This is a genomic window from Gardnerella vaginalis (assembly GCF_001563665.1).
GTDB lineage: Bacteria > Actinomycetota > Actinomycetes > Actinomycetales > Bifidobacteriaceae > Bifidobacterium > Bifidobacterium vaginale_A.
Genome location: NZ_KQ961853.1, coordinates 21,647 through 47,705 on the forward strand (window position 1 = coordinate 21,647; position 26,059 = coordinate 47,705).

The 26,059-nt window shown below is 36.2% G+C and carries 24 protein-coding genes and 4 tRNA genes; 21 read left to right on the plus strand and 7 right to left on the minus strand.

Annotated features, from left to right (window positions below; all coding sequences use genetic code 11):
- The first annotated feature begins 61 nt into the window (after positions 1–61).
- From HMPREF3230_RS01050 to HMPREF3230_RS01060, 3 genes are all read left to right on the plus strand, one after another.
- Positions 62–132, plus strand: a tRNA-Cys gene (locus HMPREF3230_RS01050).
- 35 nt (positions 133–167) lie between these two features.
- Positions 168–239: transfer RNA gene (locus HMPREF3230_RS01055), tRNA-Val, on the plus strand.
- 40 nt (positions 240–279) lie between these two features.
- A tRNA-Val gene (locus tag HMPREF3230_RS01060) sits at positions 280–352 on the plus strand.
- A gap of 538 nt (positions 353–890) precedes the next feature.
- On the opposite strand, the gene adhP is transcribed toward HMPREF3230_RS01060, so the two are convergent.
- Positions 891–1,901, minus strand: a complete 1,011-nt coding sequence (gene adhP, locus HMPREF3230_RS01065; RefSeq protein WP_075523146.1) for an alcohol dehydrogenase AdhP — start codon at positions 1,899–1,901, stop codon at positions 891–893.
- Positions 1,902–2,207: 306 nt separating this feature from the next.
- On the opposite strand from adhP, the gene HMPREF3230_RS01070 reads away from it, so the two are divergent.
- The 18 genes from HMPREF3230_RS01070 (at position 2,208) to HMPREF3230_RS01155 (ending at position 17,346) form a co-directional block, all read left to right on the plus strand.
- Positions 2,208–2,283: transfer RNA gene (locus HMPREF3230_RS01070), tRNA-Gly, on the plus strand.
- Positions 2,284–2,802: 519 nt separating this feature from the next.
- The gene (locus HMPREF3230_RS01075) at positions 2,803–3,399 is read left to right on the plus strand and encodes a hypothetical protein (RefSeq protein ID WP_075523147.1); all 597 of its coding nucleotides are present in this window, start codon (positions 2,803–2,805) and stop codon (positions 3,397–3,399) included.
- Positions 3,400–3,527: 128 nt separating this feature from the next.
- A complete protein-coding gene (locus HMPREF3230_RS01080; protein ID WP_075523148.1) occupies positions 3,528–5,564 on the plus strand; it encodes an AMP-dependent synthetase/ligase in 2,037 nt (678 codons plus the stop codon).
- Between the two features lie 85 nt (positions 5,565–5,649).
- Positions 5,650–6,141 carry a peptide deformylase gene (gene def, locus HMPREF3230_RS01085; protein ID WP_075523149.1) on the plus strand — a complete coding sequence of 164 codons (492 nt, stop codon included), beginning with the start codon at positions 5,650–5,652 and terminating at the stop codon, positions 6,139–6,141.
- A 239-nt stretch (positions 6,142–6,380) separates the two neighbouring features.
- Positions 6,381–7,217: a 30S ribosomal protein S2 gene (gene rpsB, locus HMPREF3230_RS01090; protein ID WP_075523150.1), complete on the plus strand. Its 837-nt coding sequence runs from the start codon at positions 6,381–6,383 to the stop codon at positions 7,215–7,217.
- A gap of 97 nt (positions 7,218–7,314) precedes the next feature.
- Positions 7,315–8,166 carry a translation elongation factor Ts gene (gene tsf, locus HMPREF3230_RS01095; protein ID WP_075523151.1) on the plus strand — a complete coding sequence of 284 codons (852 nt, stop codon included), beginning with the start codon at positions 7,315–7,317 and terminating at the stop codon, positions 8,164–8,166.
- Positions 8,167–8,436: 270 nt separating this feature from the next.
- Positions 8,437–9,186, plus strand: coding sequence for a UMP kinase (gene pyrH / locus HMPREF3230_RS01100; protein WP_075523152.1), 750 nt, complete (start codon positions 8,437–8,439; stop codon positions 9,184–9,186).
- 77 nt (positions 9,187–9,263) lie between these two features.
- A complete protein-coding gene (gene frr / locus HMPREF3230_RS01105; RefSeq protein ID WP_075523153.1) occupies positions 9,264–9,818 on the plus strand; it encodes a ribosome recycling factor in 555 nt (184 codons plus the stop codon).
- 80 nt (positions 9,819–9,898) lie between these two features.
- Entirely contained in the window at positions 9,899–10,966 is a 1,068-nt protein-coding gene (locus HMPREF3230_RS01110) for a phosphatidate cytidylyltransferase (protein ID WP_082266219.1), read from the plus strand.
- Positions 10,967–11,080: 114 nt separating this feature from the next.
- Positions 11,081–11,989, plus strand: a complete 909-nt coding sequence (lgt, locus tag HMPREF3230_RS01115) for a prolipoprotein diacylglyceryl transferase (RefSeq protein WP_075523154.1) — start codon at positions 11,081–11,083, stop codon at positions 11,987–11,989.
- Positions 11,990–12,037: 48 nt separating this feature from the next.
- Positions 12,038–12,703, plus strand: a complete 666-nt coding sequence (gene rpe / locus HMPREF3230_RS01120) for a ribulose-phosphate 3-epimerase (protein ID WP_075523155.1) — start codon at positions 12,038–12,040, stop codon at positions 12,701–12,703.
- Positions 12,704–12,873: 170 nt separating this feature from the next.
- A complete protein-coding gene (locus tag HMPREF3230_RS01125; RefSeq protein ID WP_075523156.1) occupies positions 12,874–13,488 on the plus strand; it encodes a CDP-alcohol phosphatidyltransferase family protein in 615 nt (204 codons plus the stop codon).
- Positions 13,489–13,497: 9 nt separating this feature from the next.
- The gene (locus HMPREF3230_RS01130; RefSeq protein WP_075523157.1) at positions 13,498–14,529 is read left to right on the plus strand and encodes a DUF881 domain-containing protein; all 1,032 of its coding nucleotides are present in this window, start codon (positions 13,498–13,500) and stop codon (positions 14,527–14,529) included.
- A gap of 5 nt (positions 14,530–14,534) precedes the next feature.
- A complete protein-coding gene (locus tag HMPREF3230_RS01135) occupies positions 14,535–14,867 on the plus strand; it encodes a small basic family protein (RefSeq protein ID WP_075523158.1) in 333 nt (110 codons plus the stop codon).
- Between the two features lie 3 nt (positions 14,868–14,870).
- The gene (locus HMPREF3230_RS01140) at positions 14,871–15,698 is read left to right on the plus strand and encodes a DUF881 domain-containing protein (protein WP_075523159.1); all 828 of its coding nucleotides are present in this window, start codon (positions 14,871–14,873) and stop codon (positions 15,696–15,698) included.
- A gap of 18 nt (positions 15,699–15,716) precedes the next feature.
- A complete protein-coding gene (locus HMPREF3230_RS01145) occupies positions 15,717–16,154 on the plus strand; it encodes an FHA domain-containing protein (protein ID WP_075523160.1) in 438 nt (145 codons plus the stop codon).
- A gap of 167 nt (positions 16,155–16,321) precedes the next feature.
- Complete coding sequence (locus tag HMPREF3230_RS01150; protein WP_075523161.1) at positions 16,322–16,846, plus strand: MerR family transcriptional regulator; 525 nt, start codon at positions 16,322–16,324, stop codon at positions 16,844–16,846.
- A 56-nt stretch (positions 16,847–16,902) separates the two neighbouring features.
- Complete coding sequence (locus HMPREF3230_RS01155) at positions 16,903–17,346, plus strand: hypothetical protein (protein WP_075523162.1); 444 nt, start codon at positions 16,903–16,905, stop codon at positions 17,344–17,346.
- 145 nt (positions 17,347–17,491) lie between these two features.
- Here the strand turns inward: HMPREF3230_RS01155 and HMPREF3230_RS01160 are convergent, their stop codons facing one another.
- The 6 genes from HMPREF3230_RS01160 to HMPREF3230_RS01185 all read right to left on the minus strand — a co-directional run bounded on the left by HMPREF3230_RS01160 (position 17,492) and on the right by HMPREF3230_RS01185 (position 25,706).
- Positions 17,492–18,196 (minus strand): HAD hydrolase-like protein, encoded by a 705-nt coding sequence (locus HMPREF3230_RS01160; protein ID WP_075523276.1) that lies wholly within the window; start codon positions 18,194–18,196, stop codon positions 17,492–17,494.
- A gap of 33 nt (positions 18,197–18,229) precedes the next feature.
- Positions 18,230–18,577, minus strand: a complete 348-nt coding sequence (locus HMPREF3230_RS01165; protein WP_075523163.1) for an RNA polymerase-binding protein RbpA — start codon at positions 18,575–18,577, stop codon at positions 18,230–18,232.
- 269 nt (positions 18,578–18,846) lie between these two features.
- The gene (locus HMPREF3230_RS01170; RefSeq protein ID WP_075523164.1) at positions 18,847–21,522 is read right to left on the minus strand and encodes a DEAD/DEAH box helicase; all 2,676 of its coding nucleotides are present in this window, start codon (positions 21,520–21,522) and stop codon (positions 18,847–18,849) included.
- A gap of 6 nt (positions 21,523–21,528) precedes the next feature.
- Positions 21,529–21,906: a hypothetical protein gene (locus HMPREF3230_RS01175; protein WP_075523165.1), complete on the minus strand. Its 378-nt coding sequence runs from the start codon at positions 21,904–21,906 to the stop codon at positions 21,529–21,531.
- Positions 21,906–23,843 (minus strand): WYL domain-containing protein, encoded by a 1,938-nt coding sequence (locus tag HMPREF3230_RS01180; protein WP_075523166.1) that lies wholly within the window; start codon positions 23,841–23,843, stop codon positions 21,906–21,908. The genes HMPREF3230_RS01175 and HMPREF3230_RS01180 overlap by 1 nt, the downstream gene beginning before the upstream one ends.
- A 435-nt stretch (positions 23,844–24,278) precedes the next feature.
- Entirely contained in the window at positions 24,279–25,706 is a 1,428-nt protein-coding gene (locus tag HMPREF3230_RS01185) for a UTP--glucose-1-phosphate uridylyltransferase (protein WP_075523167.1), read from the minus strand.
- Between the last annotated feature and the right edge of the window lie 353 nt (positions 25,707–26,059).

Genomic DNA, 26,059 nt, shown 5'->3' on the forward strand with positions numbered 1-26,059 from the left:
TCGAGACCGCGGGTTCGAGTCCCGTTGTCCGCTCTAGGTCCGATGAGTTATTCGACCTTACGGTGGGTTAGCCAAGCGGTTAGGCAGCGGCCTGCAAAGCCGTATAGATGAGTTCGACTCTCGTACCCACCTCGAAGTTAGAAGGTTTTCCTTCTATCATCACAACCGGGCGGTTGGCGCAGTGGTAGCGCACTTCCCTGACACGGAAGGGGTCACAAGTTCGAACCTTGTATCGCCCACTCGAGAGGTTTGCCTTTCACGCATAATTAAAAAAATTTCGGGTGATTGGCGCAGCGGCTAGCGCACTTCCTTCACACGGAAGGGGTCATAGGTTCGATTCCTATATCACCCACGCGCTACGCAGAATCACCAGTTCTGCGTTTTTTGTTTTTTAATTCCTTTTTTCATTTGTCTTTCTGTGATTTCTTTATTCTTGATCGTGTTTCCTGTCTATACGGAATCGGTAGAGCTCCTTTACAAATCGTAACTGTTTTAAAATAGCGTTTTGATGGCATCTAATTGTGTACAGTCTAGTTGCTTTAGTTTTAAGGCTTTGGGTAGCAAGGCTTAGCGAGTGCTAAAAGTTAAAAGTGTAGATATGCTACCCGTTCACTCAATCTATTTAGAAGTCATCGTAATGCTTATATTGAACTAGTCTTCATGTTTATTTTGTGAAATAACCTTCAAATAACATTCAACTAAACCTCAAATAACTCTTTATTTTCACTGCTCACGCTTATTTAGTAAATAACCCAAATAACTACTGATGAATCGTACAGAATCGTACGAAATAACCTTCAAATAACATTTATTCTAAAAGTATTAAAAAAAATAGTGACCAAATCCTTATAGTAGGGAAGTGGCCACTATTTCAAGCAATATTAAATTATTCAGTGAGAAAGATCTATTACCATACGTCCACGAATCTTGCCTGCAAGCATTTCATCGAAGATGTCGTTAATATCTTCCATTTTGCGCATATGGCACTGTGGCAAAACCTTTCCTTCAGCACCAAATTGGAATGCTTCTTCCAAGTCTTTGCGTGTACCTACAAGAGAACCGACCAATCGAATTCCATCAAGAACCAAACGAGGAATGCTTAATTCCATATCCTCTGGTGGAAGACCAACAGCTGCAATAGTTCCGCCAGCACGAACAGAATCGACAGCTGCATTAAATGCTGCTTTATTTACAGCGGTAACCACAGCGCCGTGGGCACCGCCAACCTTCTTCATTGCAAATTCAGCAACGTCTTCTTTTAATGGATTAACGCACAAGTCCGCGCCATACTTTTCAGCAAATTCAAGCTGTCCTTCGTTCACATCAACAGCAATAACGTGAGCGCCAAAAACATTCTTAGCATATTGCAAAGCAAGATTGCCTAAGCCACCAAGACCGAAGAGGATGAGCCATTCACCAGGATGTACGCCAGACTCTTTAATTGCTTTATATGTTGTAACGCCTGCGCAAGTGATAGAGCTTGCTGGTGCAGGGTCTAAGCCTTCTGGAACTTTTACAGCATAGTCTGCAGCAACAATGCACTGCTCAGACATACCACCATCTGCAGTATATCCTGCGTTTAAAACGCTACGGCACAAAGTTTCACGACCAGTTGTGCAGAATTCGCAATGTCCGCATCCTTTGAAGAACCATGCCACAGAAGCACGATCTCCAGGCTTTAATGTAGTTACGCCTGGACCTACTTCGCGAACAATACCAATTCCTTCGTGTCCAAGGACAACACCTGTTTTATCTCCAAAATCTTGATTCTTTACATGTAAATCAGTGTGGCAAACACCGCAACACTCCATATCAAGTAGTGCTTCACCAAACTCTAGTGGTCGTAATTCTTTCTCAATAACTTGAGCCTTCTTATCTTTAGTAGCAACAATTGCCTTCATAGATACCTCCTCGTTCTATATTTAACAATGTTTTTAGTGCCTTTCGCTCCTACGTTGAGCAAAAGCTATTTTTTATTCTACATGATTTTATTCTTTTTAGTTAAAAATTAGATATTTTATTTAAAAAATTTTATAAAAAAGTTTATAATAATGATAATAATTATTATATTCATAAATTATTGATAGAAATACAACAACAAGTTTGGCGTAAAATCGCTCATATGATGCAGAAATTAAAAAAGTTTGAAAAATTTTTACGTTAAACTTGCATAGTAGTAAAAATAAAGCTATAATTTTCATTTGTTTGCGGACATAGCTTAGTTGGTAAAGCGCGACCTTGCCAAGGTCGAGACCGCGGGTTCGAGTCCCGTTGTCCGCTCCATTTATTTAGAAATTTTTGTGTTTTTTACTTTAATTTTGTTATTATTTTTTTCAGATTAGTTTAATTGACTTAAAAAATGCATGTAATAAGCAAAAAATATATAATAATTACATGTTCCAATTATTATAATATTTTAATGCTTACTGAATATTTTAATTAAAAAAATTTGATTTATAAGTAATTATATTTATTTTTTGTGCATAATACAAAATAAAAAACAGTTATAAGATAAAATTGTCATAAAATTCGCTAAAATTTTATTAAAATTAGCTACTAAAATAGAAATGTGCATAAGTGATTTGTCTAAAACGTTGAAATTTCAAGGAAAAACAAAATCTATGTAATTAGTTATCCACATTTTACTTTTTACTCTACTATTTGTTCATTTAGGTGTATGCTATACCTATTCAAAAAACTTAATATGATTTAATAACAAAAAATAAATATGGAATTATAAATAAAAATGAAATTAGAAACATAAAACAAATATAAAAACAACACATAGAGAGAGGAATAAAAATGAATAAAATTTGTTTTGCGGACTCTGATCCTTTCGATGATTCTGAGTATGTAGAATCTAACGAGAATTGTAATGACACACAAAACAATGATTCGTCTAAAAATAATACAGCTCCACCACCTGTAAACGAGGATCAAGATAATTTATCCGTATACAATGGGGTATTTTTAGTTGGATCTTCAAATAGAAAAGTTCCTTATCGTATAAGCCTTGTTTATAAAGATCCAAATTCTGATAAGAAAATGTTCCATATTGCAATGCATGCTTGCAGAGTTGCTTGTGCTGCATTAGATGTTGCAAGAGGTCATCCTATTTTGCCATCGACTAGTAGGATGATTTCAAAAGAATGCATAGATAAATTACATAACATGTGGGTTATGGTAGGAGAGCGTCTTCAAGCAATAAACAATCCTTTACTCAATTTCGAAATATGCAGACTTCCAGCGAATCCTCACCTAGTTAACGGAGTTATGGTTAAACCAACACAATTAGAATGTGTTATAAGAATGAATACTGGCTCTGAGCAATATTGGACATCGTTGACTTTGAAATACAAATTCGGTAAATGGATTTGCACATATGTTGATATTGGGTAAATAAATTCTGCAAGCATACGAAAATTCTGTAAGTGCTATTTTCTTTTGTAGAAGTTTCCAATATAAAAATATATTTTTTGTAGGAAACTCGTTCGTGTTGAACGAAACAATAAAGTACAATTACAAGTATGCTCCGAGAATTTACTGTAGAAGCCATTCACCCAACTCAAGACGGTGACACAATTTACTCACTTCTTGCTAATAGAGCATTGCGCGCACCTCAAAGTGTTGTTGCTCAATGGCAAGACGAAGATACGCGCCAATGGCATGACGTTACTGCTGTCGACATGCTTTCCAAGGTACGCGCTACCGCTAAAGGCTTGCTTGCACTTGGTGTAAAACACGGCTCAAAGGTAGTTATTTATTCAGCAACATGCTACGAATGGGGCATAGTTGACTTTGCATGTGCGTCAATTGGCGCTGTGTCTGTTCCGATTTATGAAACAGATTCGGCTCTACAAGCGAATGATATTATTTCGGAAGTAAAACCTGTTATCGCTTTTGCAGGTGACGATGAACATGCGCAAAAACTAGAAATAGTTCGCAATGATAATAATAAAGTAGCTTTCAAGACATTCAACTTTAAAGCTGGAGGATTAGGAGCTGTTATTGACTTTGGTAAATCTGTTGACACTAATGAGCTAGATGAAGCTATTAAAAAAGTTAAAGCAGATGATCTAGCTACGATTGTATATACTTCTGGTTCTACTGGAAAACCTAAAGGTGCGATGCTTTCGAATCGCAACTTTACACATATAGTTTTTGCAGGATACGATGTCTTGAATGAGATGTTGTATCAACCAAGCAGACTGTTGCTATTCTTGCCATTAGCGCATTGCTTTGCTCGTTATATACAATACGTTGCTATTGGATCTAATGGAGTAGTTGGATACGTTCCTAACGCTAAACACTTATTGGCTGATTTGCGAAGTTTCAAACCTTCATATTTGCTTGGCGTACCTAGAGTATTTGAGAAAGTTTATAACGCTGCATCTCAAAAAGCTGGAGCAGGTATACGAGGTCGAATTTTTGCTAAAGCAGTAAGACATTTTATTGAGTGGTCGCGTGATGAAGTAGATGGGAAGGCTCATTCGTTATCTGCTAGAATGCAACACAATTTCTATATGCACACAGTTGGTTCATCTATTCGCTCTGCTTTAGGACCTAATCTCGCTTGGTTAGCATGCGGAGGTGCTCCTATTAGTGCAGATTTAGCTCATTTCTTCAATGGACTTGATGGCATAACTTTTATTCAGGGATATGGCATGACTGAAACAGCTGCGCCGTGTGTAGTTAATTTTGAGCATGCAAATCAAGTAGGTTCTGTAGGTAGACCTGGACCAGGAATTTCTATTCGTCTTGCTGAAGATAATGAAGTTCTTGTTAAAGGACCAAACGTATTTATTGGTTATTACAATAAACCAGAACTTACATCGGAAGTAATTGACGATGAAGGATGGCTTCATTCTGGAGATATCGGCGAAATTGACGATGAAGGATTCCTATCTATCACTGGTCGTAAAAAAGACATTATTATTACAGCAGGCGGAAAAAATATAAGCCCAGCTCCATTAGAAGGTATTATTGCAAAATGCCCTCTTGTTTCTCATGCCGTTGTAGTTGGAGATGGTAAGCCATTTATTTCCGCGCTTATAGAACTTGAACCTGATATGGTCCGCTCGTGGCTTAAAACTCAAGGATTGCCTGAAGATATGCCTATGAGCCAAGTTTCAAGCAATGAAGCAGTTCGTTCTGTTGTACAACAATTCATTGATCAAGCTAACAGCACTGTTTCAAGAGCTGAATCTGTACGTAAATTCGTTATCTTAGAGGACGAATTTACCCAAGATGCTGGAACTCTTACTCCAAGTATGAAAGTTGTGCGCCCAAAAGTATTGAAACGCTATGCAAATATCATAGACTCCCAATTGTATGCTCCTAAACCAAATACAAAACCATTCCCAGCTACTGTAAAAATCCTTGATAGAACTACTGAAACAATGCGTCAAGCTCAAGAAGCTGTAACGCCAAGAGTTCGTCAAGCAATTGATCAAGCAGCTAGTCAAATAATGCATTTTGGCGATGAATCTTCGTTAGAAAAGCGCGATGTAACTCGCGCTAACTTGCAAGATGAGTCTAATTCAAATTCGTCTGCCGAAGAGTAGAAACATACAATATATATATAACGTAATAAAACAATATATATAACGTAATAAATATTAGAATAAATAACAGCAATTAAGGAGAATTGTGACTATTCGTAAAATTCGTGTAGTGCCAGATCCTGTTTTACGCACTCCATGCGATGAAATTCGTGAGATTACACCTTCAATTCATAATCTTGTTGAAGATTTATTGGAAACAGTAAATGACCCTGGTAGAGCTGGATTATCTGCTAATCAGATTGGAGTAAGTCTTAGAGCTTTCTCATATAATATAAATGGTCGTATCGGTTACATTCTTAATCCTGTTATTGAAGAAACTCGTGGAGAGCAATACGACGATGAAGGTTGTTTATCTGTTCCAGGATTATGGTACAAGACTCGCCGCGCGCAATATGCTCGAGTTAAAGGTATTGATCTTAATGGTAAAACCTTAGTACTCGAAGGTGAAGGTTTGATGGCTAGAATGTTGCAACATGAATGTGATCATTTAGACGGACACATTTATTTAGATCGTTTGGAAAAAGATGTTCGCGCGAAAGCACTAAAAGAACTTAGAGATAATATAAGCATAAAATAATTTATATATTTTCTTTTATTTAGTATCGCTCTTCTGTTATAATCCTGTTTCGCGTGTCCATTATGAGCATGAGTAATGTCGCGTTATATGATTGCTCGTTTTTATTGTCTACCGGACAAGCAAATACGCGCCATGTACGCGTCCATTCGTGTCGGTCGGCTTGATTTAGATTTTGAAAATCTTCAAGTTGCATGCGAATAGACATGGCCAGGCAAGAACCGACAAGAAAGGTAAAAGATATGTCGCAAATTACCATGAGCGAAATGCTGAAGGCTGGCTTACATTTTGGCCATCAGACTCGTCGCTGGAATCCAAAGATGAAGCAGTTCATTCTTACTCAGCGCAATGGTATTCATATCATCAATTTGTTCAAGTCTCTCGACATGATCGATAAGGCTTATGATTTCATCAAGCAGACTGTTGCTCACAACGGCACTGTTCTTTTCATAGGAACTAAGAAGCAAGCTCAAGAAGCAGTGCAAAATCAAGCTACTCGCGTAAACATGCCTTATGTTTGCGAACGCTGGCTTGGCGGTATGCTGACCAATTTCCAAACTGTTTCTACTCGCGTTAAGCGTTTGAAGGAACTAGAAGAAATGGACTTCAGCGATGTTCGTGGCTCTGGCTTAACTAAGAAGGAACTCCTTCTTTTAGAGCGCGAAAAAGACAAGCTTGCAAAGCAGCTTGGCGGTATTCGCAACATGAATCGTACTCCTTCTGCTATGTTCGTTGTTGACGTAAACAAAGAAGCTCTCGCTGTTGAAGAAGCTCACAAGCTCGGTATTCCAGTTGTTGCAATTGTAGATACTAATACAGATCCAGATTCTGTTGAGTATCCAATCCCAGCAAACGATGATGCTATCCGCGGTGTCGAATTGCTTACAAGCTTGATTGCTGACGCTGTAGCTGAGGGTTTGCTTGAGCATGCAGGTAAGAATTCTAAGTCCGAAGGTGCTGATGCTCAGCCAATGGCAGCTTGGGAAAAGGAATTACTTACTAATGAAGGCGAAACTTCCGATAAATCTGCTGAAAGCAAAAAAGCGGAAGAATCTGAAGAATCTGAAAAGTCTGAGTGACAAATAGAGCTTAACTCTATAAATTTAATAGTAAGGCGTTTTGTGGTATAGGTTTTTGCTTATACCACAAAGCCGTACATAATATGAGGAGAACAAAATGGCAGCAATTACTGCAGCGTTGATTAAGCAGGTGCGCGAAGAAACTGGCGCCGGCATGATGGACGTTAAAAAAGCTCTTACTGAGGCTGAAGGCGATGTTGCCCGCGCTAAGGAAATTATTCGTGCGAAGGGTATCCAAGCAGCTGGTAAGCGTGAAGGTCGTAAAGCTCAGGAAGGCACGATTGCTTCTAAGGTAGTTAAGTCTAGCGAAGGCGAAACTGGCTACGCAGTCGAATTGAATTCTGAAACAGACTTTGTTGCAAAAACACCAAAGTTCGTTGAGTTTTCTGAAACTGTACTTGGATATGCTATTGAAGCATCAGCATCTACTACTGAAGAAGTTCTTGCATCTAAAGCTAATGATGCAACTGTTAAAGAAGCAGTTGAAGAAGCAGCAGCTTTGTTCGGAGAGCATGTAAAAGTTGGTCAGGTTGCAACTGTAAGCGGACCACACGTTGAAATTTATGCTCATAAGAAGTCTGTTGAATTGCCTCCAAGCATCGTTTCTATGATTGCTACTGATGAAGCTGGCGCAAAGGTTGCTCATGAAGCAGCTTTGCAAATTTCTGCTATGGGTGCTCAGTGGCTTCGCCGCGAAGACGTTCCAGAAGAAGTTTTGGAATCTGAGCGCCGTGTTGCTACTGAAAAGTCATTAGCTGAAGGAAAGCCAGAGAAGATTGTTCCAAAGATTGTTGAAGGTCGTATGAACGCTTTCTTCAAAGAAACAGTTCTTCTTGAGCAATCATATGTGAAAGATCCTTCTAAAACAGTTGGTGACTTATTCAAGGAAGTTGGCGGAACTGCTTTAGCTTTTGCTCGTCTTGAAGTTGGTAAGGGTTCAGCTGAATAAGCATTACTTACAATAAAATCATATTATTTATAGGTTGCGTACTTAAATGTGCGCAACCTATTTTGTTTTTATCAATCGAACTTTTATACAAATAACTATATAATCTTACTTTGCACATTTCGTTATATATTACTTTTTTAATAAATAGCGCATGCGCAACGATTATATGCACTTAATTTAAGCATTTAAGCTTAAGTTTTTCAGTGTCGCGATTTATAGATAGACTGGCAAAGATATGCTTGCATTCGCTGATAGAGCAGGAGGAATAGTATGACTATCGAACAAGAGAATAATGGTGCTCGTAGAGTTCTCTTGAAACTTTCAGGCGAAGCATTTGGCGGCGGTGCCGTTGGTATTGATACTCACATTATTCGTAGGATTGCAGAAGAAATTATGACTGCAGTACGTAGTGGTGTGCAAGTCGCAATTGTTGTTGGAGGCGGAAACTTCTTTAGAGGAGCTGAACTTCAACAAGCTGGAATTGATCGTAGTCGTGGAGATTACATGGGCATGCTTGGTACTGTTATGAATTGCTTAGCTCTTCAAGATTTCCTTGAGCAATCCGGACAAGCTACTCGTGTTCAAACAGCTATTACTATGGGTCAAGTTGCAGAACCTTATATCCCATTAAAAGCTATTCGACATCTTGAAAAAGGGCGAGTTGTTATCTTCGGAGCAGGTGCAGGTATGCCATATTTCTCGACTGATACTGTGTCTATTCAACGTTCATTAGAGATACATTGCGATGAAGTGTTAATGGGCAAGAACGGTGTTGATGGAGTTTATAGTGCTGATCCTCGTAAAGATTCCAATGCTAAAAAATTCATAACTCTTAGTTACCAACGCGCACTTGTTGATGGTCTAGCAGTTATGGACGCATCTGCACTTTCTATGGCTAGAGATAATAAACAGAAAATCCGAGTCTTCGGCTTAGAAGGCAAAGGAAATGTGACACGTGCATTGATTGGTGAAGAAATAGGAACACTTGTTTCTGACGCTCAAGCCAAATTTGCTGAATAAAATTAAAACACGATGTTTACTAAACAGTTAAAATACTTTTAAAAAACAATTAGCATGAGATTTACAAAGGAGAATTCATGTCTGCAATTATTGATCAAGCTCAAGAACAAATGAATAAATCTGTTGAAGCTACTAAAGAAAACTTTATGGGCATTAGAACAGGAAGAGCAAACCCTGCTTTACTAAATGGAATTATGGTTGATTATTATGGTGCTCCTACTCCTATTAAGGCTGTTGCATCAATTGGTGTTCCAGAACCTCGCACTTTAGCAGTTACTCCTTTTGACGCTTCACAGGCAAATGCTGTTGAAAAGGCAATACGTGATTCTGATTTAGGCGTAAGCCCTAATCGCGATGGTAATGTTATTCGTGTTACAATGCCTGAACTTACTGAGGAACGTCGTAAAGAATACGTCAAGCTTGCTAAGACGAAAGCAGAAGAAGGAAAAGTTGCAGTCCGTAACATTCGCCGTAAAGCTAAAGAATCCATTGATAAATCAGTTAAAGATGGTGAATTAGGCGAAGATGAAGGCGATCGTTTACAAAAGGAATTAGATAAACTCACAAAGCAAGTAACAGATTCTCTTGATGTTTTACTTGAAGGAAAGCAAAAAGAAATCATGGAAGTTTGATTCTTTATCTACGAATAAAATAAAGAATAAACTATAGAGTTCATCTAATAATTTAGATATATTCTGAAGATGGGTGTTGCATGGAACAGCAGAGTGATGAGATAGTTGAATCTTCTAAAAGCAATATAGCTCAAGGAAGTATAGATGAAAAAGTAGTATCTTCTTCATCGTCAAATAATGAATCCTCTTGTGAGAATAATAGCAACACCCAGAATAATTCCAATAATAGCTCGCATGAAACTTTAACAGATATAAACAGACGCACAGGACGTAATATGCCACAAGCTATTGCTACTGCTGCTTTGCTTGTAGTTGTTATTATTGCATGTTTAATAATAAGTAGAGATGCTTTTATTATATTGATTGCATTATTTATGGTTGGAGCATTATGGGAATTGCACGTTGATTTCGCAACAATTGGATTAAGAATACCATTTGTAGTTCTATCAATATGCTCTGTTGTAACAATTTTAGCTACATATTATTCAAAATGGCATGCTATTGCTATGGCTAGCGGAATCACAGCATCGCTTATTCTTACTGTTGTATTTGCAACATTTAATAGCACTATTTCTGCTCGCACTCTTCAAGCTGTTGAAAAGAAATTACAAAAATCTTCGCAATCAACAATTAACAGTAGTACTTTTACTAATACTGCTGCATCAATGTTTGTAATACTTTATATACCTCTTTTAGCTTCTTGCATTGTTCTATCTATAGCAGGAAGTAAATATGCTTTTGCTCACGCTATGCTATTAGTATTTTTGCCTGCTTTAAGTGATACTGGTGGATTATTCGCTGGAGCATGGCTAGGAAAACATAAATTATCTCCAAGAATTTCGCCGAAAAAATCCGTTGAAGGCTTAATAGGATCAATGCTCTTAGCTGTAATTGGAGCATACATAATTGTTATTAGTTTCTATGGAATGAAGTTTCTTGATTTCTGGTGGCTTCCAGCGATTATGGGCATAGTTTCTGGAATAGTTGGAACATTTGGAGATTTATGTGCTTCAATGCTTAAACGAGATATTGGAATTAAAGATATGGGTCACCTTCTTAAAGGACACGGAGGCATTATGGATAGAGTTGACTCAATCTTATTGTGTGGACCAGTTCTTATGGCAATTATGAAATTCATGGGAATTTGACATATAAATTTCTAATTATAATTCTCTAGTTACAATTTCCTAATTACAATTTGCGCATTGAATTATTCTTCTTTGAAAACTTAAGAATCATGGTCTAAGTGTAGTATCAATCCCATGACTGTAGCTTATATTCCATCACCAACTATTTCTTATATCAAATTTGGTCCTTTTATTATACGTTTTTACGCTATTTTCATTCTCATAGGAATCTTACTAGCAATGTACATGATTACTCGTACTTGGAAACGTAGAGGCGGAAATTTTGATCAAATATTAGACATAGCTTTAATAAGCATTCCATGCGGAATTATTGGAGCGCGTCTTTATCACGTTATTACAACTCCTGAAAAATTCTTCTCACACTCAGGTGATTGGGTCGAGATGTTTAGAATATGGAATGGCGGACTCGGCATCTGGGGAGGAGTGGTTTTAGGATCGCTTGCAGCATGGGCAGTATGCAAGCATCGTCATTATCCTACAGCATTACTTGCAGATGCTGCAGCTCCAGCTTTACTTATAGCTCAAGGAATTGGCAGATTAGGAAATTGGTTTAACCAAGAACTTTACGGTGCTCCTACAACACTTCCATGGGGTCTTAAACTAAATAATATGGGTGGTGCAATTGGAAATAAAGAGAGTTGTTACGATGGTCTTTCATGCCCTGAAGGAACGTTATTCCACCCAACATTCTTATATGAAATGATATGGAATTTTATTGGCGCAGCTTTAATTATTATTCTTTCTAAGAAAATTCTCAAAAAGTGTAAAGCTGGATCAATTTTTATCATTTATGTTATGTGGTATACGCTAGGACGAACTTGGATTGAATGTTTACGTATTGATTTTTCACATGTTTTTTGTGGAATTCGAATCAACGTGTGGGTTTCTATAGGAGTATTTATGTGCGCTGCGATTGCTTTTATACTTCTTCAAAGACACAGTGATTTTACTGATTCGCTAAGCGAAAAACTTTTAGATACTACGTCTTATGAGAATGAGAAGAATAGTATAAAATCCAAATAAAAGTACAATTTCAATTAGTAGTCTTTTGCTTTTCTTAGAATGGGAATCATGAATATACAGATAGCACCTAGCATACTTTCAGCAGATTTTTGCAATCTCGAGCGTGATCTTGTTGCAATTTCCAACGCCGATCTTGTTCACGTAGATGTGATGGATCATCATTTTGTTCCTAATCTTACTTTAGGCGAACCGATCGTTAAGCGTATTTGTGAAGTAACAAATCTTCCAGTAGATGTTCATTTAATGATTGAAGATCCTGATCGTTGGGCTCCAGAATATGCAAAGCTCGGGGCTTGCTCAGTTAGCTTCCACATGGGAGCAACACATGCTCCTGTACGCCTTGCTCGTCAGCTTCGTAGCATGGGTTGCAAAGCTTGTTTCGCTGTACGTCCTGCAGAACCTGTAGAACCTATTTTTGATATTCTCGATGAATTCGATATGGTTTTAATTATGACAGTTGAGCCAGGATTTGGCGGACAGAAGTTCCTAAGTAATCAAATGGGTAAAGTACGTCGCTTAAGAGATGAAATCACAAGACGTGGCTTAAAAACGCATATTCAAGTAGATGGAGGAGTGAGTCCTTCTACAGCAGCTACAGTTTCTGAAGCTGGAGCGGATGTTTTAGTTGCAGGCTCTGCTGTTTATGGAGCAGAAAGCCCAAGTGAAGCTATTGAATCAATACGTAAAATAGCACAAGCTGCTTGGAAAGATTGATATTTTAATAAATGTGGGGGTCTGATCCCCACATTTATTATATTGTTCGCAATCTCATAGTCTTGTAAATTTTTAGTTTTAATGCTAACTCGGTTGCGATCTATATTTTTAAAACAGCGAATATAATTTTTGATTTTATTGACTTTTATTAAAATTAAGGGAAGTATGAAATGGTTAAGTTTGCTTCTAGTAGGGAATATAGTCCTGCTGCGCTTAATCGAGTTTTCACTGTACCTAATCTTATAAGTTTTCTTCGCATCTGCTCTATACCATATTTAGCTTGGCTTATTGCAAAACATAATATGGTTTTAGCTCTTTTAGTTCTTGCTATCTCAGCTCTTTCAGATTGTGTTGACGGATATATAGCTCGTAGATTTAATCAAGTCAGCAAACTCGGACAAATATTAGATCCTATTGCAGATCGTTTGTTAATTGTTTGTAGCACTCTAGCGTTAACTTTTACATCAATAATACCTTGGTGGACTTTATTCCTAGTTTTAGCTAGAGATGTTATTATGGCTGTTCTTATTGTTATTCTTGCGCAATACGATTACGGGCCTTTACCTGTCAACTTTATGGGTAAAACTGGTACAGCATTATTGATGCTTTTCATAGTACTTTTAATGATTTATTCCACATCTTTTATGCATACTCAAATAATTTATGCTTTCGCAATAGCATGTGGAATATGGGGAATAGTACTATATTGGATTGCAGGCTTTTTGTATGTGAAACAAGCATGCATGTTGCTTAGCAATAGTAATGTTATTAGCGAGAGAGAATAAGTTATTTGCATGTCACGCGGCGGGATTGATTCTAACGATATTAAGGCACTTGATGAGAGTATAATCAATCAAGCGCCATCTTTCCCTGCTTTAGATGGTTCTCAATTGATTCGAAGAAGAGCTACATTCTCTAAATCTATTTTTAATATCGCTTCTCACCATGCTTCTAATAATCGCAATCGCTTAGTTAGACATCACGATAGAAGACGCTATGTTGATGATTATTCTTTACGTTTGATTGATGATTTAATCAATCGTCCTGTTGATCCTTTATTTATGGATTCTAGATTAAATACTCAAAAAGTTAGTCCACTAAGCTTATGGACTACTAGAGTAGTTGTTTTTATTGTTTGCATAGCTGTAGGCACTATTGGAACTCAATTTGTTCGCAAATTACACGTTGACTCGCGTAAAACAATACGAATGTCATTAGCAAATGAATTATCTGGTCATACTACTAAATTCAACTCTCTTCTAAAAGAAGTAACAAAATTACACAACAGCGTTGATCGCGAATCAAAACGTATTACAACTCCTGAAGAAAATCAAGTTACAAAAAACGATGATATGACTAACGGAATCAATCCTGTAGAAGGACCAGGAATAGTTATAACTTTAGCTAATCCTTTTTCTGCAGGAGCCGGTTCTTCTGAAGGAAACCTGCCGAGAGAATCATCTGGTGCTCGCATGCGAGTAATTACTGATAGAGATATTCAACGATTTGTTTCAATTTTATGGGAAGGTGGAGCTGAAGCTATTGCTGTAAATGGTCATCGCTTAGGAGTTCAAACTTCTATAAGAACTGCAGGTCAATCAATACTTATTGGAGTAAATCAAACTCAAAGCCCGTATACTATTGAAGCTATTGGAGATAGTGGGAAATTATATAAAAAAATTTCCGATCAAAAATATTCTTCATGGTATTCATCTCTTACAAACGCTGGTATCAATCCGCAAGTTTCATCTTCTAATGTATTAAAATTATCTGTAGCAAGCACTGGAGATATTCAGTTCGCTCAAAGAAGAAAGATAGGTGAATAAAAAATATGACAGCTATTCTCGGTTTAATTTTGGGCGTGCTAATAGGTATTGTTGTTCATCCAGATATACCTATAGTTCTTCAGCCGTATCTTCCTATTATGGTTGTTGCTGCTCTTGATGCACTTCTAGGCGCTGCAAGAGCTTATTTTGAACGAAACTTTTCGGATAAAGTTTTCGTTATATCGTTCTTCTCTAATGTTATAGCAGCTACTCTTTTAGTCTTGTTGGGGAATCAGCTTGGTGTTGGTGCTCAACTTCAAACTGCAGTTATAGTAGTGCTCGGAATACGAATATTCTCTAATGTGTCTGCTATTAGACGCTTCATATTTAGGAGTTAGTCTATGGCGTTTCCTAATAAGCAAAATGATGAGAATATTATTGGAAAATTACATCAACAGCATGCAAAAGATCGCGAAAGCGATCAAACACAAACTGGTTCTTTTCCTGTTGTACCTAAGCGTTCGAAACATTCTTTAAGCTCTCAAATCACAAGAGCGCGCATTTTTACAGGATTTCTTATTATGCTTATGTGCGCATTATTGGGATTTGCTTATATGATTCAAGTAAATCGCAGCTCTTCTTTATATGAAACTTTAAGCGAAGACGAATTAACTAGACTTATAACAGAAACTAATTCACAGATACAAAATCTTGAGCAACGTAAAAGTGAATTAAGCGGTCAATTAGACTCTTTGCGTGCATCTGTTAATAAGCAAGAGGAAGCAAGACGTATCGCTCGTCAAAACGCCGAAACTAACGGATTGTTATCTGGAAGACTACCAGCAATAGGAAAAGGAATAATAATTCATATTACTGCTGGAGAAAAAGAACGAATAGATTCCTCCACAATGTTTGGGCTTATTGAAGAATTACGCAATGCTGGAGTTGAAGTTATTTCTATTAACGATATTCGAATTATTACATCAAGTTATATTTCTGACTCTAAGCATGGCTTAATTTGTGACGGTATAGAAATGGATCCGCCTTATATTGTTAAAGCAATAGGAGATCCTCAAAACTTACAAAATGCTGTTACTATTGCTGGTGGCGTAGGATCTAGATTGAAAGTTAAATTTGGTGCTCTTGTTCATGTTATGACACCAGACGAAGTGGAAATTAAAGCGACACGCGAACCAAAACAATATCAATATGCTCATCAAGTCGAGTAACAATGTACAATAACAATTATGACAGAACCGATTCCTACAGCTGGTGAAACAACCATTATTGGTATGCCAGCAATTCATATTCCTATTACTGCAACTGAAGATCGTCCTTTAAGAAAAGATGATTTAGACACTATTTCTAAATTAGTTCCTGGAACAGCATTACTAATTTCTACTAGGGGAGCAGTTTCAGGATCACGATACCTTTTAGATGAAGACGTTATTTCTGTAGGCCGTGATTCTCGAGCAGATATTCTCTTAGATGATTCTACTGTTTCTAGAGCGCATGCTGTTTTTCGTAGAAATGGAAATGTGTTTACTATCGCAGATTCTGGTAGTTTGAATGGCACTTATGTTAATAGAGAGCGTGTTGATGAAACAGTCTTACATAATGGTGATGAAATCATGATTGGAAAGTTTCGTTTAGTTTTCTTTGGAAGTGATTCTATTTCTAAATAGATAAGCGAAAATATTGAATTATTCTATTTAGCGCATGAATTCTTTATTCATATATTAAGCATAATTCAAACTTCATGATGATTATTGCTAACATATTACATTTTTAAATATACGCTTGTGTAAAAATATACGCTTGTGTAAAAATATCTTTGCGATTGGGGGATTATATGGTAGATGAAACATACTATCCACAATATTCCGCTCAATCTTCTATTCAAGGTGTTTTATTTAGCTTTTCTACAAATGTAAATAGCGATAGGGGGTATCGTGGCACTGTTGCTATGAAAATTGCAGGAATAACGTATAGACAGCTCGATTATTGGGCAAGAAAACATATTATTGAGCCTTCTATTACACCTTCTCATGGATCTGGTTCTAGAAGATTGTATTCGTTCAAAGATATATCAATCATGTCAGTTGCAAAAAAATTGCTAGATGCTGGCGTAAATTTGCAAAATGTAACTAATGCAATTGTTTTTCTTTATTGCCATTGTGAAGAATCACTTAATAAAATGACTATTATTTGCGATGGGAATACAGTAAAAGAATACGATAGTGATAAAAATAATATTTTAGATATGCTTGAAGCTGGTTCAGCAGTTTTTGCAATTGATGTTGGTAGGATATGTAAACGCGTGGAATCTGACTTACAATCTGAAATATTTACTCCATTTAATGAATTAAATCAGTAAAATTTAACGTCAGAAGGTAGATAAAGGTAAGAGGTAAGAGGTGATAAAGGTAAGATATGAGCGTTTTACTATATGCTATCCCAAGCGTAATGTGGCTTATTTCTATAGTATTGCTTATCGCCAGTTCTTTAGAATCTTTATTTTTATTATTCAATATTAAAAATCTTAAACAATATACAAATAAAGACGTCAAAGAAAACATAAATGAACATACAAAAGTACACGTTAAAGAAGACGTTAAAGTAAAAAAGCTTAGCTGGACTAGTGTTATAGCTCATTGTTTTGCATTGCCATTTGCAATGGCATATGGGATGGTTTATAGGATACTTCAAAGCTGTGTTGTCGCACCTTCAAAAATTGCACAAACAATAGAATTTATTTTTATTTCTTCAGTGATCATTTTTATTATTTTATGGATTATTAGTATTGCTGTTATAATAATCCATTTGTCGTTTGCTACAAAGCAAGAGGATCTGATTTACAAACGAATAAACAAATAAACAAATAAACAAATTCGCGTAAAAGCAAGTATGCAACTTAACGATATTAAAGTTAAAAATTAAAAGCTATTTTATAATCCAATTTGACATAACGTACATTATCGGAAATATCTAATAGAATCAAGCAAAACAAATAACAATATATTTACTTGCATTCATCAAAATATTCAATAACTGCATGAGCAAGTTCATTCACATTATTTATAATGCGGTATGCTCCATGTAAATGAAGCTCATTTTGCTCAGCATAACCCCATCCGCATCCTAAACAATCAATTCCGCATTCTTTAGCGCCGTCCACGTCAGTCCAACGATCACCAACCATCAAAGCTTTATCTTCATTAAGCTCAAACTTCATATTTTCAAACGCGTAACGAATAACTTGAGCTTTTTTAATTCGCGACATATCACGACTAGCACCGTAAATTGCATCAACCATTTTATCAATACCAAAACGCTTAGCTATAGGCTCAATTTGATATTCAGGCTTACAAGATGCAATCGCCAAATAAAAACCAGATTCACGAAGAATATTAAGCTGCTCATCAATTCCATCATAAAGACGATTTAAAAAATTACCTGTAATAAGCTTACCTGAATTATTCGGATCTTCAAAAGTAGGTACTTGAGAATAATACTTACGATATAACTGAACTCCTAAATCTTGCAAATCTTCAGGCATATGATTTCGCTGAAAAGACTCAAGAATCGATGGACCAATAAATCTTCGCATTTCAGCATCATCTGGAATAGGCATGTTAAGCTCTTCCATAGCTTTCTTAGCACATGCAATAATACCTTGATGAGACTGAGTAATAGTCCCGTCTAAATCTAATAATACTACTCTCATAATCAATAGTTTGAAATCAAATTGCGAAAGCAATCACTCGTAATCTGGAATCCAACCTTCTTTATGCATCTTCAAACGCTTCTCAAGAAGAGCCTTCAATTCTTCTTCGCTTCTACGTTCTAAAAGCATATCCCAATGTGTTCTAGATGGCTTATTAAATTCATCATCTTGATTATCTTCATCACCCTCGCGATGCGCAATATTTCCACATCTGCATTCCCACTCTTCAGGAACATCAGCTCCTTTAGCAAAAGGAAGAATAGTTCTATGACCTTTAGGGCATACATATGCAATATCAACACGAGCAGCAAAATCAACATTGTCATCTGATTCCAAAGACTTTGCTCCAATACTCATGCCTCTTAAACTGCGCTCTGCCATTTTTCTCCTTATAATCTATAATCTACAAATTACTCTGATACAAACTAGAGTAATGTTACGCCGGACGAGTTATCTAAGTCAACTATAGACTAATATACAATACTTTTTTATTAGCAAAAACTCTATATAATTAGCACATATTTTTGCAATTCATAAAATAAGATAAATACAATAAATACAATAAATACGATAAATACGATAAATACGATAAATATAATAAATATAATAAATATAACACTTATGATACTTATAACACTTATGATACTTATCTACAAGTCAGAATATGCAACTACTCCTCTATTTAATAATTCAGCTGCTTGACGAGCTTTGCTAGCTAGTGATTTATCTACGCTTTCAATAGAGTTAAGATAATCTTCAGCAGAATACAATTGCATAAGAATATCTATTAAACGCTTAGCTTGACGTACAAAATCACCTCCAGTAATGTCTGAATTTTGCAGAATTATAGACAAATCTGCACCTTGCGCCCAATCGTACATCATGTCTAAAGCTCCACATTCAAGAGGCATTAAAGGATCTAAATTACACTTAACACATAAATTATTTACTTCCATAAATAAAGCTTTAAGTTTTCCAATAGTTCTAAAAACAGCTCCATTTTGTCCACCTGGATATCTTCTAGGCTCTGAAGAAGAAATACCTCTAGGCTCATAAACTAATGAAGATAAACATGACGCTAATTCTATTGCAGAAAGATTGTTAAATAATCCTTCACAAATAGCTTGAGCAAAAACAACATCGCGCTCGTTATATAATCTACGCAATAATTGACCTTTATTAGTTAAACTAATGCTAGTATTTGAACTATTTTCAATGTTCTTTTCATTAACAGCAAAATATGATTCTTTAGTTTTGTCACCAGAAGATAAATAGCCTAAGGCATATAGAACATCACAAATATTATCGAAACAACGAGCTACAGAACCAGTTCTAGACTCATAACGTTGTTGAACTTGTTGTAATTCTTTTTTCTCTCGTACCCAATGATATCCCCAACGCAAATGATCTTGTATATCTTTACAACCAGCGCATGGATGCTCTCTTTCTTTCTCGCGCAATTTAGCAATAGTATTATCTAAATTTTGAAACGCTAAAGACCTTTCTTTTTCAGTTTCAAAAATCGTATGCTTAAGCTTTTTACGCCCAATCAACTGAGCATTTTTAAGTTCCATTCTTAAAGACATAAATTCTGCAAAATCGCCGTGAGAGCAATAAAAAGCCTTTTCATAAGCTTTAAGAGCTTGAGTTAATTCAATCATTCTAGAATGAAGTCTTTGTGCATGCTCATTAGCTTCCCATTGAGCAAATGATGAATCTAAAGTTATTCTAGCTGTAGCTGCATCACTATTATTCAACAAATTAACAGCCATATTAAACGTAGGTACAAAGCTAGAATACAAAGGATAGACACGCTTACTTGATAATGACGCAGCTTTAGAAGGATTAAAATCAGAATAATCTACTAAAATTGCATGACCAATCGTATCAATTCCACGTCTTCCAGCACGACCAGTTAATTGAGTAAATTCTCCAGGAGTTAAAGGAACATGACCAGTACCATCAAATTTAACTAGTTTTTCTACAACTACACTTCTAGCTGGCATATTCAAACCTAAAGCAAGAGTTTCAGTCGCAAAAACAACTTTAATAAGACCACGCTCAAAAAGAGTTTCAACAATATGCCTAAATAATGCAATCATACCTGCATGATGAGGTGCAAAACCTTGCTCTAATGCATATCTGAAAGACTCAAAATTAAGCGCGCGCAAATCATCTTTACTCAATTGATTAGAAACAATCGAATCAACTATTTTGCGTATTTCATACATTTCATCGTCGCTCGTAAGAGTTAAACCAGCGTTTATGCATTGACGCACAGCTTGATCGCATCCAGCTCTTGAAAAAATAAAATAAATTCCTGGAAGCATTCCAAGATAATCTAACTCATCAATTACAGCCCAACGCTTAGGAGTATAACGTAAAGCTAAACTTTTAGATTCTTCATCATTTTTTCGCGTCCGATATTGCCTCTTTAATAAACGACTATTTACTTTTTTAGACGAACGAAAATTCTTAGAACTTTTTAGTTTTACTCTGCTAGCACGATTTTCCAAATCGCAAATAGCACGAATCAAAGCAGGATTAACATGATTGTTATCAGATTTTTTCTTATCGTAAAGATCAAATATTTCAGGTTCACTTTTAGAGTTTTTTTGAATAATTACATGACGCTCTAACGGAACTGGACGATGCTCATCTACAATTAAATGCGTTTTTCCTCTCACAGAAGAAATCCAAGCAGAAAAATCTTCTACATTAGAAACAGTAGCAGAAAGACCAATAATAGTAACATATTTAGGTAAATGAATTATTACTTCTTCCCAAACAGCTCCCCTGAATTTGTCTGCTAAGAAATGAATTTCATCAAGAACTACATACCCAAGTGAGTGTAATGTAATAGAACGCTCATAAAGCATATTGCGTAAAACTTCAGTAGTCATAACTACAATATCTGCTTCAGGATTAACTGATGTATCTCCTGTAAGCAAACCTACTTTGTCACAACCATATATTTCAGATAAATCGTGATATTTCTGATTGCTTAAAGCTTTAATAGGCGTAGTATAAAAGGTTTTCACTCCCCTATTAACACCAAGAAAAACAGCAAAATCAGCTATAACAGTTTTACCTGCACCTGTAGGAGCTGCGACTAATACATTATTACCATTTTCTAATGCTTCATTCGCTTCTTTTTGAAAATCATCAAGTTCAAATGGCAATGTTTCTTCAAATTTCGATGCCATTGTTTTCTTATATTGCTGATTTTTGCGGAAAGAAGCATATCGCGCTGAAGGAGAAAGACTATTTTCACATGTCATAGATGAATTATAAGACTTAGATAAATTATATGAATCACTACTCATTAAAAATCAATCGTGTAAATCGTGTAAATTAGAAGAATCGCTAGAATCGCTAGAATTAAGATCTTCTTCTCGCAAAGACTTATTGCTCCAATGTTGCCAAACCAATTTGTGTATTTCTTTTTTACGATCATCGCGCAAAATAACTCGTTTATGTGCCTCTTCATACCTACGAGCAGCAACAGCAATCGGCTGAGTAAATAACGGCTTATCATCTACTGTTTTATTATCTAAAGTATCGAATCTATCGTAAATATCCGATATTTTATCTGCACTTTCAGATACAACAACAAGACCTTTATTCAACTTAATGAATGCATAAACAGAACCTATTAAAAACATTGATACGAAAAATATAGCTAAAATTAGCCAAATCCACCAAGGCATCAATGTACCTCCGAACCTTCTTCAAAAGATTCATCACTACCCTGTTGAATACTTAGTTCGCGCTTAGTTCTAGCAAGAATCATAGTACGCAATGTTTCAGGGCAAACAGCCTTAATATGACGAGCATGAGCAATACAAAAAGCAACGAACCAAGAATCAGATGAAACTACCAAATGAACTTTCAATCCATCGCCATACTGTTCAACTCTTGCACCAGAAAGATTTTTAACAAAGTTCAACTCTGTTTCATCAGTTATAAACGAAGTTTCAGTACCGTTATCAAAGCTCCAAGTACGCAATTCACTAACAGGAACATCAGGTATATCAACTTCAGAAAGCGGCTTCAATACTTCAGCATGCTCAATTCTAGCTACACGCAAAACTTGCCAAATTCGAGGCAAACCGTTAGCTTTGTTAATTGAAGTATCTTTAACAACCAAAGAACGCTTTTCTTCAGGAGTTTGCTCTAAAACGTCAGTCCATACAGCAACGTAATAAACACCTTCATCAACAAAGACTTTAGAAGGAGCTACAACTTTACGACGAATTCTTCCAGCTCCGTCAGTGTACTCCATATCAAGCAATGATTTAGATGATATAGCGCTACGAACAATAGAGCAATTACGCGGCTCAATCTCATAACCTGTAAGACTTAACCAAGGAGTTTCACCAGGACGAACGTGCTTGCGTAAACGCATATAAAGTGACTCTGCAATAGCTCTTTGAGCATCAGGCAATAATGGAGAATATGCAAGATAATTTACAGATGCAGTAAGCATACTCATATATTGCTGTGATATTCCAGCTAAGCGTTCAAGTCCCAATGAATTAGTTGCAGAAACTATTCCCTCATCCTCTAAAAGCGACCAGTCAATTTCAAAGAACTGACTTCCAGCCATTTCTCCATCGTCAGAAACAGTAAGAAGAGTGCTCACATCTTTTTGCAAAATAGCTACAAAACGACGTAACTCTTCTTCATTTTTAGGATTACCAATAAAACGAACAGCAAGCTCATCAAGTGGGAATTCTTCGCCTAAATGAGCAGAAAGGAATAACATCAATCTCAAACGACGATCAACTTCGCTTCCAGTTTGGAAAGAAGAGGATTTTTTAGCGCGTGGCTTATCGTTTTCGCACTCAGATAATGAATCTTCGCAATTATTCATAGAGCTTTCTTCATCTTGCTCTACAACAGATTCATCATCGCATGACTCGAATTTCAAAGCAGCATGAAGACGTCTATTAAAAGCATCTACAGCTTCTTGAGGGCTTACAACAGAAGATCCAGGATGCTCAAGCACAAACATAGCTAAATCATCAGAATCAGTATAAGCAACATTCAAATGCTCACCATCAACATCAACAGTTGCAGCAAATCTTCTAGAATCAATAACTTTAACTAAATCGTCTGGAATAACTTGAGTACCTAATCCGGGTGCAATTGAATCTAAACCTAATCCAGGAATAGGCGCTTGTGGAACTCTAGGAGCTGTTCTAGAAGTATGTTGCTGCTCGTGTTGATTAGATTCAGACGAAGAAATCGACATTGAGCGAGCTAAATAATTAGCTGCAGCAAGAACAGGAAGCTCCTCTTGCTTAAAACGAAGACGCACACGAGGCTCATCACCGAGTTGCAAACGGTATGAAGCAAAATCCTGACCTTCTGATTTAGAAGAATATTCAGGTTGACGAGATTCAATAGCGATTCCCATTGCAGCAAGCTTAGCGCGATCTCTTTGGAACTGCTTTGCAAATGCAGCTTTAGCAGCTTGATCTGCAAGCTCTCCATAAGAGTCAGCGTATGCTTTGACTCGTTGAGCTATTTGCCTTGAAGTAAGCCATTGCGGAAACGCGGAAGATAATACAGCAAGCACATCTAACTCATGCTTACCCCATTTATCGGAAAAACGTCGCCTTCCGTTAGTTCCTTCTGCCATTATTCCTCACGTCTCGTTGCTTAATATCTTTTTATATTCTACATGCTTAACAAAAAACTACTATAAAAAGCTCTAACACGGAAGAAGAAAACTGAACTTCACTAGCTTTTTATGGTTTTTCTTCATAAGCATGCCTTCTCTATTTTAATAGTCTTTTTCTATACGTGTGGACATTTTTGAAAATCATTATATTTTTCTTGAATATTTTTAATAAAACAGGCTAAAAACGTTGATATAAAGCCCTTTTTTTGCGACACGCCCAAACCTAAATAATAAACAATAACTATAAATTTTATTATAAAAATGACTTTTAGCGTTTATTTTCAACTGTTTATTCAAATAAAATATTGAAATCCAAACGTAAAATTGCTTATTTATTTAATAAAACACAATAAACAACAGCAAAAATCGGGAATAAAATACGATAACTAAAAATTACACCCACGAATCCGGCTCAATCCCTTGAGGTCCAACAAAACTACCATTAGGAACATAATTAGGCTCACCTGAATCTTGTAAAACAGCATCCGCAAACATAGATACTTGATTACCAAAAGTCCAATCTCCTTTAATAGTAACAGACTTCGCAGCAGCTAAAGCAGGAACAGAATACGGGAATCTTTCATTAAAATCATCTATATTTCTGTAATAACGCGGATCTAAATCTATATCTGGAAATATGTAATTTCCATCCTCCATTTCATATGAATCAGTCAAATGGAATCTATCAGATCGCATAATAAACAAATCATTCGTGGTCTTTACAGGCAGAAAACGCATTCGATCAACTTCAACACAAATTGCATCGTCAAAAAGCGACACAGCAGCACCCATAGCTGTTTCTAATTGAACAACTTTAGCGCTTTCAGGATTAGTTGGATCTACTGTTTTATTATTGCAAATAACAGGTAGAGGCAATACGCCGTTATACTTTTTTAACATTTTCTTCAACGCATCAATGCGAATCCAAATATTATTTGTATTAAAATACGGATGCTTATTTATACTTTGAGCAGATCGTTTATCTTCAGGATTAACTTGACTCATTTCGCGTAATAACATACGTCCAGTTTCAATATCTCGAACAATATGTCCGCCTTTTCTATCTGCTTGAGTGCGTTTAGCAACTTCAATCATAAAAGGAGCGTGAGTATTTTCGAAATATTGCGCAAGAGTTCTAGACGGACGAGCACCCAAATTGTCTGAATTTGAAATGAATAAATAAGAAAAGCCGTACTCTGACAATTTGTCTAATATGCCTGATTCCCAAATAGTTGAATACAAATCACCATGCCCAGGAGGACACCATTCTAAAGTCAGATCTTCTGGATAAGAAACTGGCTCACCAGTTTGTGCTAAAATTTTTGGTTCTTGATGTTGAATAATCTCAACAGGAATATCGTTTTGAACAAATTTACGATTTCTTTTCAATACTTGCAAAGTGTCTTTAGAAGTACGGAAAGAATTCATAAGAATCAAAGGCAAATCCACGCCTAAACGTTGACGAGCTGTAAGAACTTGACCAATTATAATATCTATGAAACGCATTTGACGCGCTTTGTGCCGCCGCACAGGAAGCAAGGATTTCGCACAAGAAAGCCCCATTGAAGTTCCTAAACCACCGTTCAGCTTTATAAAAGCTGTTTTTGCAAACGCCTTAACTGCTTTATCGTGATCGATAGTTTCATAAATCTCGTGAAAACTAGGAACTGTTTTAATCGGCTCAACATCATGTTCGCGAATAAAAGATCCTTTTTCGTTATTACGCCATACTTCATATAAATGTGAAAACTGTGCTATTGCAGTATCGCTCATTCCAGCATCGCGCATCTTTGAAGCAGACAACTCAAATGTTTCATCCATAGCAACTAGCCTCCCCATTTACAAATATGACTTTTAATAGTTTATCTTTTTATATAAACTCACGCAAACATAAAACATAACACACAATAAATAACAACTAAAACTGCAACTAAAAAGCATAAAACAACAAAAAACTTTTTGGGAAATAACACGACATTTTGTATTAAAACAAAAATAAAACGATTGCAGAATTTTTACAAGCTAACATCCACAATCGTTTTATTCTATAACTAATCTAGTTAAATTCGTAATGCATATTGCATTAAATACTATCTATCTTTATCACTATCTTATACCTATATTTAGTAACCTTTTTCTTATATCTCTCTAGTTTCTTATATCTCTCTAGCACC